At 57.2% G+C, this 13830-nt stretch carries 12 protein-coding genes; 6 read left to right on the top strand and 6 right to left on the bottom strand.

Annotated features, from left to right (window positions below; translation table 11 throughout):
* The first annotated feature begins 1 nt into the window (after nucleotide 1).
* The 3 genes from recO to acpS are packed head-to-tail and all read left to right on the top strand — an operon-like array spanning nucleotide 2 to nucleotide 1911.
* On the top strand, nucleotides 2-739 hold the full coding sequence (gene recO / locus KOL70_RS10195) for a DNA repair protein RecO (RefSeq protein WP_021506525.1): 738 nt from the start codon (nucleotides 2-4) through the stop codon (nucleotides 737-739).
* 60 nt (nucleotides 740-799) lie between these two features.
* Nucleotides 800-1531: a pyridoxine 5'-phosphate synthase gene (pdxJ, locus tag KOL70_RS10190; RefSeq protein WP_058770863.1), complete on the top strand. Its 732-nt coding sequence runs from the start codon at nucleotides 800-802 to the stop codon at nucleotides 1529-1531.
* Nucleotides 1531-1911 (top strand): holo-ACP synthase, encoded by a 381-nt coding sequence (gene acpS / locus KOL70_RS10185; protein WP_010617758.1) that lies wholly within the window; start codon nucleotides 1531-1533, stop codon nucleotides 1909-1911. Before pdxJ ends, acpS begins: the two co-directional genes overlap by 1 nt.
* Here acpS and KOL70_RS10180 read toward each other — a convergent pair.
* From KOL70_RS10180 to KOL70_RS10160, 5 genes are all read right to left on the bottom strand, one after another.
* Entirely contained in the window at nucleotides 1908-2156 is a 249-nt protein-coding gene (locus KOL70_RS10180; protein WP_010617759.1) for a YfhL family 4Fe-4S dicluster ferredoxin, read from the bottom strand. The two genes, acpS and KOL70_RS10180, sit on opposite strands and share 4 nt — an antisense overlap.
* Nucleotides 2157-2483: 327 nt before the next feature.
* A complete protein-coding gene (locus KOL70_RS10175) occupies nucleotides 2484-3905 on the bottom strand; it encodes a glucosyltransferase domain-containing protein (RefSeq protein WP_254185837.1) in 1422 nt (473 codons plus the stop codon).
* On the bottom strand, nucleotides 3902-4813 hold the full coding sequence (locus tag KOL70_RS10170) for a glycosyltransferase family 2 protein (protein ID WP_021506529.1): 912 nt from the start codon (nucleotides 4811-4813) through the stop codon (nucleotides 3902-3904). Before KOL70_RS10170 ends, KOL70_RS10175 begins: the two co-directional genes overlap by 4 nt.
* Nucleotides 4810-5172, bottom strand: a complete 363-nt coding sequence (locus tag KOL70_RS10165; RefSeq protein WP_031279382.1) for a GtrA family protein — start codon at nucleotides 5170-5172, stop codon at nucleotides 4810-4812. Before KOL70_RS10165 ends, KOL70_RS10170 begins: the two co-directional genes overlap by 4 nt.
* Nucleotides 5173-5354: 182 nt before the next feature.
* Nucleotides 5355-6194 (bottom strand): MurR/RpiR family transcriptional regulator, encoded by an 840-nt coding sequence (locus KOL70_RS10160; RefSeq protein ID WP_021506531.1) that lies wholly within the window; start codon nucleotides 6192-6194, stop codon nucleotides 5355-5357.
* Between the two features lie 216 nt (nucleotides 6195-6410).
* Between KOL70_RS10160 and yfhb the strand changes: the two genes are divergently transcribed.
* Both yfhb and tadA read left to right on the top strand, forming a co-directional pair.
* On the top strand, nucleotides 6411-7049 hold the full coding sequence (gene yfhb, locus KOL70_RS10155; protein WP_010618503.1) for a phosphatidylglycerophosphatase C: 639 nt from the start codon (nucleotides 6411-6413) through the stop codon (nucleotides 7047-7049).
* A gap of 57 nt (nucleotides 7050-7106) precedes the next feature.
* Nucleotides 7107-7601: a tRNA adenosine(34) deaminase TadA gene (tadA, locus tag KOL70_RS10150; RefSeq protein ID WP_071813580.1), complete on the top strand. Its 495-nt coding sequence runs from the start codon at nucleotides 7107-7109 to the stop codon at nucleotides 7599-7601.
* Here the strand turns inward: tadA and mltF are convergent.
* Complete coding sequence (gene mltF / locus KOL70_RS10145; RefSeq protein ID WP_021506534.1) at nucleotides 7598-9055, bottom strand: membrane-bound lytic murein transglycosylase MltF; 1458 nt, start codon at nucleotides 9053-9055, stop codon at nucleotides 7598-7600. The two genes, tadA and mltF, sit on opposite strands and share 4 nt — an antisense overlap.
* Nucleotides 9056-9325: 270 nt before the next feature.
* Between mltF and purL the strand changes: the two genes are divergently transcribed.
* Complete coding sequence (purL, locus tag KOL70_RS10140; RefSeq protein WP_215480608.1) at nucleotides 9326-13216, top strand: phosphoribosylformylglycinamidine synthase; 3891 nt, start codon at nucleotides 9326-9328, stop codon at nucleotides 13214-13216.
* Nucleotides 13217-13830 lie beyond the last annotated feature (614 nt).

Genomic DNA, 13830 nt, shown 5'->3' with positions numbered 1-13830 from the left:
GATGGAAGGCTGGCAACGCGCCTTTGTGCTGCATAGTCGCCCTTACAGCGAAACCAGCCTGCTGCTCGATCTGTTCAGCGAAAGTCAGGGACGCGTCCGCGTCCTTGCCAAGGGCGCACGCTCGCGCCGTTCCCAGCTTAAAGGCGCACTGCAACCCTTCACACCGCTACTGGTGCGCTGGGGTGGCCGTGGCGAAGTCAAAACCCTGCGTAACGCCGAAGCGGTGTCGCTGGCGCTGCCGCTCAGCGGCATCACGCTCTACTGCGGCCTGTATGTTAACGAGCTGCTGTCGCGGGTGCTGGAGCAGGAAATTCCCTTCTCCGAACTGTTCTTCGATTATCTCTCCTGTATCCAGACGCTGGCGGCGGCCAACGGTTCGCCCGAGCCAGCGCTGCGCCGTTTTGAGCTGGCACTGCTTGGCCACCTGGGCTACGGCGTCGACTTTCTGCACTGCGCCGGCAGCGGCGAGGCGGTCGACGACGGCATGACCTACAGCTATCGCGAAGAGAAAGGCTTTATCGCCAGTCTGGTGGTCAATCAGCGCAGTTTCACCGGTCGCCAGCTGCGCGCGCTGTGGGAGCGCGAATTTCCCGACGCCGACACGCTGCGTGCCGCCAAACGCTTCACGCGTATGGCGCTGAAACCTTATCTGGGCGGTAAGCCGCTGAAGAGCCAGGAGCTGTTCCGTCAGTTTGTGCCGAAAAAACGACCGAACGTGGCAAACGACGAGCGCGGGTGATGCACCTGACAGGCTCCGCGCGTTACACTGCAAACATACTGAACACATTTAAGGATTGTCATGGCTGAGTTGCTGTTAGGGGTCAACATCGATCACATTGCCACCGTACGTAACGCACGTGGCACAAACTATCCTGATCCGGTACAGGCCGCGTTTGTCGCGGAGCAGGCGGGCGCAGACGGCATTACCGTGCACCTGCGTGAAGATCGCCGTCACATCACCGATCGCGACGTGCGGATCCTACGCGACACCATTCATACCCGCATGAATCTTGAGATGGCGGTCACCGACGAAATGGTCGGCATCGCCTGCGACATCAAACCGCATTTTGTCTGCCTGGTGCCGGAAAAGCGTCAGGAAGTGACGACCGAAGGCGGCCTTGATGTGGCCGGTCAGCAGGACAAGGTCAACGCGGCAGTCAAACAGCTGAGCGAGGCGGGCATTCTGGTGTCGCTGTTTATTGATGCCGATCAGCGCCAGATTGAAGCGGCGGTCGCCAGCGGTGCGCCTTACATTGAAATCCATACTGGCGCCTATGCTGAAGCACCGGAAGGGCTGGCGCGCGATGCCGAACTGGCGCGTATCGCCAGCGCTGCGACCTTTGCCGCCAGCCGCGGCCTGAAGGTCAATGCTGGACACGGTCTGACGTATCACAACGTCCAGCCGATTGCTGCCCTGCCGGAAATGCATGAGCTGAACATTGGTCACGCGATTATCGGTCGTGCGCTGTTCAGCGGTCTTGCAGCAGCGGTCAGCGATATGAAAGCGCTGATGCGGGAAGCGCGCCGCTAATGGCCATTCTGGGGCTGGGCAGCGATATCGTCGAGATCGAGCGTATCGCCGGCGTAATTGAACGCTCCGGCGATCGCCTGGCGCGCCGCGTGCTGAGCGAAGCTGAGTGGCAGCAGTATCAGGCGCATCAGCAGCCGGTGCGCTTCCTCGCCAAACGTTTTGCGGTGAAAGAGGCGGCGGCAAAAGCCTTCGGCACCGGCATTCGCGGTGGTTTAGCGTTCAATCAGTTTGAAGTGTACAACGATGCGCTGGGGAAGCCTGGCCTGCGCTTCTTTGAACAGGCCAAAGTGATTGCCAGCCAGCTGGGCGTGCAGCATGTGCACGTCACGCTGGCCGACGAGCGCCACTACGCCTGCGCCACGGTGATTATCGAAGATTAAGCGTGCAGCAGCACAAATTTCTCCCACAGCGCGTCGCGACTTTCCACGTGCTGTGGGTCTGAAAGAATAGTGTTATCAATCGGGCAGACGCTCTGACAGGTCGGCTCATCATAATGACCCACGCACTCAGTGCAGCGGTCAGCGTCGATCTGATAGATCGATTCACCCATGCTAATCGCCTGGTTCGGGCACTCAGGCTCGCACATGTCGCAGTTAATGCAGCGCTCAGTAATTATCAGTGCCATGGCATAAGCTCATCAGTTGCTTGTTTTCATTGCATTTTTCATGGTTAGTTCCGCTCTCCGGCGCAAAACGCCTGCTGAAATAGCGCTTTGCAGTGTGATTTTTCAATCGATGCAGGCGTAAACCAGCGGGGCGATCCCCTGAGCGGTACGCATATTATCACGCCGGGTGGCGTTCAAAAAATGACTTAGCGTAGTATAAAGCCGCCAGCAGAAGGTAGCGACTTGGCTGCTGCTAACCGATGTGATGATGTCGCGCCATAGCCAGAAAACCACGCCACGGTAAGCAGAGCCGTTGGCGTGGTTAGCGACATAATAGCGGGGCTGTCTTTATTTTCCCGGTGCCAGCACGTGGGTAGCATCCAGTGTCATACAGTCACCTGGACATTGATCGCTGCCGTAGATTACGGGCGCCTTTGGCAACGAAAACTTCATCGCGTGCTCTTTTTTAATCGCGTCGGCCATACCGGCAAAGGACCATGGCATACCCAGCGAAAGCGAACCGAACTCATCGTATTTTTTGGATTTTGCGATAGTCGGTAAGTTGTCGCTATCGATACGATAATAAAGCTGGCCAGAGTATTCTGCAGGCACGCTCTCTGTGATTGCGCTGCTTAACAACTGATACTCGCGCTGCTGAGGCGTAGAAAAGCCCTTCTGAATATTCAGCATGCATGAGAGCACCGCAATGACGAGGCAAACGATACTGGCAGAAGTAGTTATCTTCAGCTTATTAAAGATCACGAATAAGCCAGCAATGAAGGCTGAGGTAGTGATTAACGACAGCGCGATAACCGTGCGATAGGCTGCCCAGTCCTCACTCACCAAAAGATTAGGAATGCCCGCCGCCAGCAGGAAAAACAGGAACAGAAAAGCTTTACGCGGTTTGAAATCGGGTGCCTTCACAATGCCCACGATGATCAGTGAGCAGGAGATGATAATACTGACAATCGAGCGCCCGGTATCAAAGTTGCACAGCGCATTTCTGAGCGGCTCAGCGATAAACCAGGTGATTTTTTTCAGCGGCGCTAAGGTGATATTGGTTCTGGCCAGTACTTCATTGAACAGCACGAGCGGCAGAACTTTCGCCAGTACCAGTGCCATCACCATGCCAAATCCCAGCATCAACATCAGCTTGATCACCGCGCTGCGCTGATAATTATTCCGGGTCATGCCCAGATCGAGCAGGGCAAAGAATAAAAAGCTCATGGCTGCGGGTTGGTAAATCGCAAAGGAAAGCGTCAGGCAAATAGCCGACAGTAGCACCCGGCCCAGGCCTTTGTTTTCCGCCAGCGTTGAGTAACTGATGCCCGCCAGCAGCACGGACAGGACATAAGGAAAGCAGACTGTCCAGCCGACAAAAACCTGAAATGAAGGCAGCAAACAAATCAACGTGGCAAACGTCAGACGCTGGACCGCGCTGGCGAAAATGCTGCGACGCTCAAGGAAACGGATGATGTACCCGCCCAGTAAAATCAGACTGAATAAAGAAAGCACCCTGAGATACGTCAAATCCTGCACGTCATCGATCAGGAAAGCGAAGAAATAGCGTATAGCACCATAGAAAGGTCGGCCCGATAAGATATCCCATTTGAAAATACTGAATGCATCGGTAGTGGATGCGTATAAATAGAACCAGTCGTCGGAAAATCCGTATGTTGATAAATAAACCGGGCTGTAGCCGATCAGTAAAGCGACAGCCAGTATGAGATACAGCATGAATGGGTTACGATCTAAAACTGTTTTTTTCATTTCCTGCTCTTAATAACGTAGCGTGGTCTTTGTTTGGACTCAATGTAGATTCGGCCAATATATTCGCCCAGAACACCGATGCCGATAAGTTGCACTCCACCCAAAAAAAGAATGGAAACCAGCAACGAAGGGTAACCCGCCACCGGATTGCCCCAGAGCAGTTTATCGATGATCATCCAGAATCCATAAAGAAAGGAGAGTAAAGCGACGCTACCGCCGATGTAACTCCAGATGCGTAAGGGGAAGGTTGAAAAACTGGTTAATCCTTCTAACGCCAGATTCCACAATTTCCAGCCATTAAATTTCGACACCCCTGTGACGCGTTCAGCCCGATCATATTCCACAATCGCTGTTTTACCGCCAACCCAGGATAAAATGCCCTTCATGAACAGATTCCTTTCCGGCAGGCTTTTTATATGTTCTACCGTCTCGCGCGATAGCAGACGAAAATCGCCAACGTTTTCCTCTATTTTCGGCGAGCTGATTTGGTTGTGAAAGTGATAAAACCACTCGGCTGTTTTACGTTTTACATGCCCATCGGCACTGCGATCTTTCCGTTTAGCCAAAACCACATCGGCACCCGCTTGCCAGCGTTCAACCAGTTGATGGATAACGGCGATGGGATCCTGCAGATCAACATCAATCGGGATAACCGCGTCGCCGGTGGCATGCTCCAGTCCGGCAAACAACGCGGGCTCTTTGCCGAAATTGCGGGTGAATGACAGCGCAATGACCAGCGGATCCGAGATGGCCAGGGCATTGATGATGTTTTCGCTGCCATCGCTACTGCCATCATTGATAAAAACAATTTCCACCTGATAGCCGGCTAATTCATGACGAACCGCCTGATAAAAGAGCGGAATGGTTTCCTCTTCATTGAAGACGGGCACGACGAGAGACAATTTCATTTTACTTCCCTGAAAACGATGTAATTAGAGTAGATGAAGCCGCAACCCAGGCTAATAAAGGAAAAGAGTATCAGGGTAATCACCGGGGAAAGCGTGCAGGCGTCGGCCATCCAGCCAACCAGCGCCGCCATGCCTCCCATAAAGCTGACATAAAGCAGGTAACGCAAGGGCGTGGCTGCAGAAGAGAAGGTCCAGCGGGCATTAGCAAAAAAAGAAAACGTCACCGCAACGCAGAATGCACCAAAGTTTGCCATAGCCTGGCCTGACTCGAACAGCTTGAGAATAAGCGCAAACACCGTCCAGTGAATCGCGGTGTTGATAACGCCAATTCCTGCATAACGGGAAATAAGTTTCAGCATGACGAGAGAGATGAGTAAATTTGCCCTGATCATATACATCGGAAATTATCCTGCAAGCCCGATGCTGAAAATGCGTTTAATCGGGCCAAAACAAGGATAGCGACAGGCAACAAAACCATTGCCCCGCCCGATGATCAATTTCGGGCTAAGGCAGGGTGGGGAATATCCTGAGCATGGGGCAATCAGACCAGCTTTTTCACCAGCTCCTCGCTGTGACGAATATGGCTGGAGGCGCGTTCCGGATCGTTCTGCACCAGCGCCATAAACAGCAGATCGGTCAGCGCCAGCTGGGCGCTGGTGGAGGAGATGGCCGCGCTGCGCGTGCTCTGCTCCTCGGCGACGGTGTACAGGCAGACCGTGGCGCACTGCTGCAGCGAATTCGGGGTAAAGCCGGTGAACGCCAGCACATCGGCGCCAATCGCCGCCGCTTCCTGCGCCGCGAGGTTGATCTCGCGACGTTCGCCGGTGTAGGAGATTGCCAGCAGCACATCGCCGGGTGCCATCGCCTGAACGCTGGCCAGCAGCGCGTGCATGTCCTGCTCGGCGACGGCGTTGATGCCAATCTTCATCAGCTTCCACGAAAAATCTTTCGCTACCAGCCCGGAGGCGCCAATGCCGACCAGCAGAATACGGTTGGCGTTTTTCAGCAGCTGCAGCGTTTCCGTGAGTTTCTCTTCGCTGTTGATATCCAGCGTGGCGCGAATCGCCGAAATTTTTTCTGTCAGCAGTTTTTCGCCGACGACTTTGAGCGGATCGTCACTCAGAATGTGGTTGTGCACGGTGATGGCATCTCGGTCGGCCAGCGACTCACTCAGCGCCAGCTTCAGCGCCGGAAAGCCTTTGTAACCCAGTTTCTGGGCGAACTTCACCACGCTCGACTGGCTGACGCCTGACTCTTCCGCCAGTTTTTGTGAACTCAGATGCCGTGCCCGATCAGGCTGCGACAGCAAAAAATCCGCCAGCCGACGCTCGTTCAGCGCCAGGCGTGGGTAGAGCTGGCGAATTCGCAGCAATGAACTCATGTCCGATCCTTAATCCATAGTCCCGCACACAGCTTAGCCGCTCGCGGAAGGAAATGTCTGGCCAGGAATGTCAGATGACATCGCGCCGACGCAGAGAATAAACTATTCAAATGGCATTGTAGCCACTGGAATTAAAAATGACAGCTTTCGCCCCGGCGCGCGATGCTGGCTACACTGTAGAGCAGGTATCGCCGCGTTTAGAAAAAGGAGTCGGGTTTGACAAAGGGTTCGCATCGCCGCGTGGTATTTTTTGACCTGGACGGCACGCTGCATCAGCAGGATATGTTTGGCACATTTATGCGTTATCTGCTGCGCCGCCAGCCGCTCAATCTGGTGCTGGTGGTGCCGCTGCTGCCGGTCATCGGCATGGGTATGCTGATAAAGGGCCGCGCCGCGCGCTGGCCGATGAGCCTGCTGCTGTGGGCTATCACCTTTGGCCATCGTGAGGCCACGCTGCGCCAGCGTGAGGCCGAATTTGCCCGCTGGTTTCGCGAGCGCGTTACCGCGTTTCCGGTGGTGCAGCAGCGGCTGACTGACTACCTCAGCAGTGAAGACGCCGATGTCTGGCTGATTACCGGCTCGCCGCAGTCGCTGGTGGAGCAGGTCTATTTTGATTCCGCGTTTCTGCCGCGCGTGAAGCTGATCGCCAGCCAGATGAAGCCGGGCCGTGGTGGCCGGGTATTAGCCATGCGCTGTCTCGGCCATGAAAAAGTGGCGCAGCTCGAGGAAAAAATCGGTACGCCGCTACAGCTGTACAGCGGCTACAGCGACAGCAAGCAGGATAACCCGCTGCTGTTTTTCTGCCAGCATCGCTGGCGCGTGACGCCGCGCGGTGAACTGCAACAGCTGGAGTGAATCGCAGCTGGATTCCGTCTATAATGCGCCGCCTTGTTAATCCGCAGGAGTTGCCCGTTGAACCCACAAACTGATGAATACTGGATGCGCCACGCGCTTGAACTGGCGCGGCGTGCGTGGGAGCAGGGCGAAGTGCCGGTCGGTGCGGTGCTGGTGCAGGGCGACAGAGTGATTGGCGAGGGCTGGAACCGGCCGATTAGCCAGTGCGATCCCACCGCGCATGCCGAGATTATGGCGCTGCGTCAGGGCGGAAAAGTGATTGATAACTACCGGCTGCTCGACACCACCTTATACGTGACGCTGGAGCCGTGCGTGATGTGCGCCGGTGCCATGGTGCACAGCCGGATTACCCGTCTGGTCTATGGTGCGAAGGATGAGAAAACCGGTGCCGCCGGTTCGCTGCTGGATGTGATCGGCCATCCGGGCATGAATCATCAGATCGAGATTGCGCATGGCGTGCTGGCCGAGGAGTGCGCCACGCTGCTGAGCGACTTTTTCCGCATGCGGCGGGAACAGAAACGTGCGCAGCGGCAGGCGCTGCGCGCCGATTAGTTCATCGCAATCTTCGGTTCGACAGCCGGATAACCGGCACCGAGTTCCGCTTCCAGCGCCGACTGCTGCGCCAGCCGTTTCTCCTGCTCCTGCAGATAGCCTACCAGGCTGATCTGATACTTACGGATGTTCTCAACGTAGTTATAAGCTTCGTGGCCGCGCGCATAGCCGTAAGTGGTCTGCGCGTAATAGCGCTTCTGGCTCAGCATCGGCAGGCGCAGCTTAACGTCGGCCCAGCTGTCCGGATTGCCACCCTGTTTGAGGGTCAGCCGGCGTGCATCCAGCATATGTGCGTAGCCCATGTTATAGGCCGCCAGCGCAAACCAGATGCGTTCATCTTCCGGAATGGTCTCCGGCACTTTTTCCATCATGCGCCGCAGATATTCGCTGCCGCCGCGAATGCTCTGTTCCGGATCGAGACGATCGTTCACGTCGAGGCTGTCAGCGGTATTGCGCGTCAGCATCATCATGCCGCGCACGCCGGTGGGCGAGGTCGCCTGCGGATTCCAGTGCGACTCCTGGTAGGAAATCGCCGCCAGCAGGCGCCAGTCGATACTGGACGCGTACTTCTCAAACAGCGGCTTGATATCCGGCAGCGTGTTATCAATCGCCCGCAGGAAGGTGCGGGTATCGACATAATCAAAGGTGCCGACGTGGCCGAGATACTTCTCTTCCAGCCGCGCCATAGTGCCTTCTTCCCCCATCTGACTGTAGAAGTCGAGCATGGCGGCGTTCAGGCTATCGTCATCGTTACGTGGCAGATACCAGGTCACCGGCTCTTCATCGGTAATATCAAACGCCACCGCCAGCTGTGGATGGATACGCTGCAGCAGGCCGATGGTCACCGAATCTCCCACGGTATAGTCGAGCTTGCCGTCGGCAACCGCTTCCAGCAGCGCTTTCTGGCCCATATCGGTGGAAATGGCCCAGTCGAGATCGGGATAGCTGTCCGCTTTGGCGGAACGTAACGTTGACAGATAGGCCGAACCGGACTGCACAATCAGCCGGCCTTTCAGATCACCAAGGTTTTTGGGCCGCGGCTTGTCGATGCGATACACCAGCTGCTGCGACACGGAATAGTAGCTCGGGCCACTCTGATAACGGCTGAGGCGCTCGCTGTTGTAGATCAGCCCGGCAGCCAGCAGGTCGGCTTTGCCGTCGTCGAGATCGTCAAACAGGTCGCCGAGGTTGGGCCGCACCGTGACTTCCAGCTTCACGCCAAGATAATCGGCGAAGCGCTTCGCCAGCTCGTAGTCCATACCGGCTGGTGCATTATTGATGGTGTAGTAAGTCAGCGGCGAGTTGACGGTACTGATGCGCAACACTCCCCGCGATTTGATCTGTGATAACGCGTCTTTTCCGCCCCCGTACCAGGGGATGGACGGCCACAGCGCCAGCGCAAGCAGCACGGTGATCAGACCGATAAACAGATAATTTAATTTCAGGCGTTTCAAATAGTTGTCTCGTAATGGCTCACAGGCCTCTGTCTTTTAAAGGCAGTATTTATGTTGTTTTGCACTCCCAGAGCGAGGGGCATTTTGCGCAACAAAGCGCAGCAGGGCAACTTATATAGCAAGATTTGCGCAAAATTCAGGCAAATCCTGAGGCTCAGTTTTTCTGCGCAAACGGTTTCGTAACCCGTGCCATTTCTCTATAATACCGCCCGTTTTCCCTGTTGCGCCCCATGAAGCGTCGCCCGGCGCTTCGAAGACGAGAGATCTTTAATGATGGAAATTCTGCGTGGTTCGCCCGCTCTGTCGGCATTTCGTGTAAACAAACTGCTGACCCGCTTTCAGGACGCTCATCTGCCGGTGAGTGATATTTACGCCGAGTACGTCCATTTCGCCGATGTCAGCGCACCGCTCAGCGCGGAACAGCAAGCCCGCCTGCAGCGTCTGCTGAAATACGGCCCTTCTCTCGCCGAACATGCGCCACAAGGGCGTCTGTTGCTGGTGACGCCGCGTCCCGGCACCATTTCTCCCTGGTCATCGAAAGCCACCGATATCGCCCACAACTGCGACCTGCCACAGGTATTGCGCCTGGAGCGCGGTCTGGCCTTCTATGTACAGGCACCGCAGCTGACTGACGCGCAGTGGCAGCAGCTGGCCAGCCTGCTGCACGACCGCATGATGGAAACCGTGTTCACGGAGCTCAGCGCGGCAGAACAGCTGTTCGCGCATCATGAGCCGCAGCCGCTGAAAAGCGTAGACGTGCTGGGCGGAGGGCGCGAGGCGCTGGAGCAGGCTAACCGCACGCTCGGCCTGGCGCTGGCCGATGACGAAATTGATTACCTGCTCGATGCCTTCACCAGACTGGGCCGCAATCCGAACGACATCGAGCTCTATATGTTCGCTCAGGCGAACTCTGAGCACTGTCGTCACAAGATTTTCAACGCCGACTGGATTATCGACGGCGAAAAACAGCCAAAGTCGCTGTTTAAAATGGTTAAAAACACCTTTGAGCAGCATCCGGAACACGTCCTGTCGGCATATAAAGACAATGCCGCGGTGATGGAAGGCTCCGAGGTCGGGCGTTTCTACGCGGATGCGCAGCAGGGCGAATACGAGTTCCATCAGGAAGCCGCGCATATCCTGATGAAGGTAGAAACCCACAACCACCCGACGGCCATTTCGCCATGGCCAGGTGCCGCCACCGGTTCCGGCGGGGAAATCCGTGACGAAGGTGCCACCGGACGCGGCGCGAAGCCGAAAGCGGGTCTGGTCGGCTTCTCGGTTTCCAACCTGCGTATTCCCGGCTTTGAACAGCCGTGGGAAGAGGATTTCGGCAAGCCGGATCGCATTGTTACCGCGCTGGATATCATGACCGAAGGCCCGTTAGGCGGCGCCGCGTTTAACAACGAATTTGGTCGCCCGGCGCTGAACGGCTATTTCCGTACTTATGAAGAGCAGGTCAACAGCCATAACGGCGTTGAGCTGCGCGGCTATCACAAGCCGATCATGCTGGCCGGCGGCATTGGTAACATCCGCGCCGATCACGTGCAGAAGGGAGAGATCGTGGTTGGCGCGAAGCTGATCGTGCTGGGCGGTCCGGCGATGAATATCGGCCTTGGCGGCGGCGCGGCGTCCTCGATGGCGTCCGGCCAGTCGGATGCCGATCTCGACTTCGCCTCGGTGCAGCGTGACAACCCGGAGATGGAGCGTCGCTGTCAGGAAGTGATTGACCGCTGCTGGCAGCTGGGCGAAGCCAACCCGATTCTGTTTATTCACGACGTCGGTGCCGGTGGCCTGTCTAACGCCATGCCGGAGCTGGTGAGCGACGGTGGCCGCGGCGGCAACTTCAACCTGCGCGACATCCTTAGCGATGAGCCAGGCATGAGCCCGCTGGAAGTGTGGTGTAACGAGTCGCAGGAGCGTTATGTGCTGGCGGTTGCGCCGGACAAACTGGCGCTGTTCGATGAACTGTGCCAGCGCGAACGTGCGCCGTACGCGGTGATTGGTGAAGCGACCGAAGAGCAGCACCTGAACCTTGCCGACAGCCATTTCGATAACAAACCGATCGACATGCCGCTCGACGTGCTGCTGGGTAAAACGCCAAAAATGACGCGCGACGTGGCCAGCCAGCAGGCGAAAGGTGACGCGCTGGTGCGGGACGGCATTACCATTGCCGATGCGGTAAACCGCGTGCTGCATCTGCCAACCGTGGCGGAAAAAACCTTCCTGGTGACCATCGGTGACCGCAGCGTAACCGGCATGGTGGCGCGCGATCAGATGGTCGGGCCGTGGCAGATCCCGGTGGCGAACTGCGCCGTGACCACCGCCAGCCTTGACAGCTACCACGGTGAAGCGTTTGCCATGGGCGAACGTGCGCCGGTAGCGCTGCTTGATTTCGCTGCGTCCGGCCGCCTGGCGGTGGGCGAAGCGCTGACCAACCTGGCCGCGACCGCGATCGGTTCACTGAAGCGCGTGAAGCTGTCGGCAAACTGGATGGCTGCAGCCGGTCACCCGGGCGAAGACGCTGGCCTGTACGCCGCGGTAAAAGCGGTGGGCGAAGAGCTGTGCCCGGCGCTGGGGATCACCATTCCGGTGGGTAAAGACTCCATGTCGATGAAAACCCGCTGGCAGCAGGGCACTGAACAGCGCGAAATGACTTCGCCGCTGTCGCTGGTCATTACGGCTTTTGCACGCGTTGAAGATGTGCGTCGTACCGTGACGCCACAGCTGCAGCCGGAAGGCGACAACCTGCTGCTGCTGGTGGACCTCGGCAACGGTGCCAACACCCTCGGCGCTACGGCGCTGTCGCAGGTGTATCGCCAGCTGGGCGACAAACCGGCCGACGTGCGCGATGCCGCGCAGCTGGCTGGCTTCTTCAATGCAATTCAGACGCTGGTAAGCGAGCAGAAACTGCTGGCTTACCACGACCGCTCGGATGGCGGTCTGCTGGTCACGCTGGCTGAAATGGCCTTCACCGGCCACTGCGGTATTGAGGCGGATATCGCCGCGCTGGGCAGCGATGCGCTGGCAGCACTGTTTACGGAAGAGCTGGGCGCCGTACTGCAGATTAACGCTGCCGACCGCGCGGCCGTGGAAAAAGTGTTTGCCGATCACGGTCTGAGCAGCAATGTTCACGTCATCGGTAAAGCGCTGCCGGGTGACCGTTTTGTTATCCGCTCCGGCGACAGCGCGGTGTACAGCGAAAGCCGTACCACCCTGCGTACCTGGTGGGCTGAAACCACCTGGCAGATGCAGCGCCTGCGCGATAACCCGGCCTGTGCCGATCAGGAACATGAAGCGAAGAAAGACGATAACGATCCTGGCCTGAACGTGCAGCTGACCTTCCGTCCGGAAGAGGATGTGGCGGCACCGATGATCGCCACCGGCGCGCGTCCGCGCGTTGCCGTGCTGCGCGAGCAGGGCGTGAACTCGCACGTTGAGATGGCCGCTGCCTTCCACCGCGCAGGCTTTACCGCGGTTGACGTACACATGAGCGATCTGCTGGCGGGCCGTCGTGGTCTGGAGGAGTTCCACGCGCTGGTCGCCTGTGGCGGCTTCTCCTACGGCGACGTGTTGGGTGCGGGCGAAGGCTGGGCGAAATCGATTCTGTTCAACAGCCGCGTGCGTGACGAGTTTGAAAACTTCTTCCATCGTCCGCAGACGCTGGCGCTGGGCGTGTGTAACGGTTGCCAGATGATGTCGAATCTGCGTGAACTGATTCCGGGCAGCGAGCTGTGGCCACGCTTTGTGCGTAACCAGTCCGAGCGCTTTGAAGCACGCTTCAGCCTGGTGGAAGTGGCCGCCAGCCCGTCACTGCTGCTGGACGGCATGGTCGGTTCTCGCATGCCGATTGCCGTCTCGCACGGTGAAGGTTTTGTTGAAGTGCGTGACGGTGCGCATCTGGCTGAGCTGGAAGCGAAAGGGCTGGTGGCGCTGCGCTTCGTCGATAACTTCGGCAAGGTCACCGAGACCTATCCGGCGAACCCGAACGGCTCACCGAACGGCATCACCGCCGTGACCAACGAAAGCGGGCGCGTCACCATTATGATGCCGCATCCGGAGCGCGTGTTCCGCACCGTCAGCAATTCGTGGCACCCGGCGGAGTGGGGCGAAGACAGCCCGTGGATGCGCATTTTCCGCAACGCGCGCAAGCAGCTGGGTTAAACCTGAATCCTGTCTCTTACCGGTGCCCATTCACGGGCACCGTGCCAAGGCCGCTCAACGCGGCCTTTTTTATTTTTTGTTGCGTGGGCACTGCTCTCGATCCGCTGTGATTCCCTGACATCTGTGGCATGTCGGAAAATGACGACAATCCCACGACTGAGTTGTCGCTAAAAGGTGACATTTAAATCATTGTTTTTTATGGGCACGAAGTTAGCGCGTTAATGCCGTTGCTAATCGGCGACACTTTTTCCAGACCAGCCGGTCCGAAAGCGTCGTTAATTCCCTCTCTGAGCTGGCAGTATGCTGATTAACAAGGCTATTTATTTTCTGGCACGATAGTTGCTATACTCATTACGTTGCTCATTCTCCTGTCTATGATTGCCCCGCACTGCGGTTGAGCTCATAAAATATCGAATGACGCACCAAACGGAGCCTGCCGTCCACCCAACCGATAATCGCTTGCTTTGCAACGTTATCAAGCACCGGACGCAACGTTGAGTTAGGCTCCACCTATTTTGCAGGCGATGCTGCGGCGTCGCTCTCACGGCAGGCCAAAAGGCCTGCCGTTTTCGTTTTCAGCCTTTCTAACCTTGCCGGACTTCGCTAGCATGCCT

It is taken from the genome of Pantoea sp. B270 (genome assembly GCF_018726825.1).
Lineage (GTDB): Bacteria > Pseudomonadota > Gammaproteobacteria > Enterobacterales > Enterobacteriaceae > Pantoea > Pantoea dispersa.
Note: the sequence above shows the minus strand (reverse complement) of the source record. Positions and strands in the feature narration are given on the sequence as shown.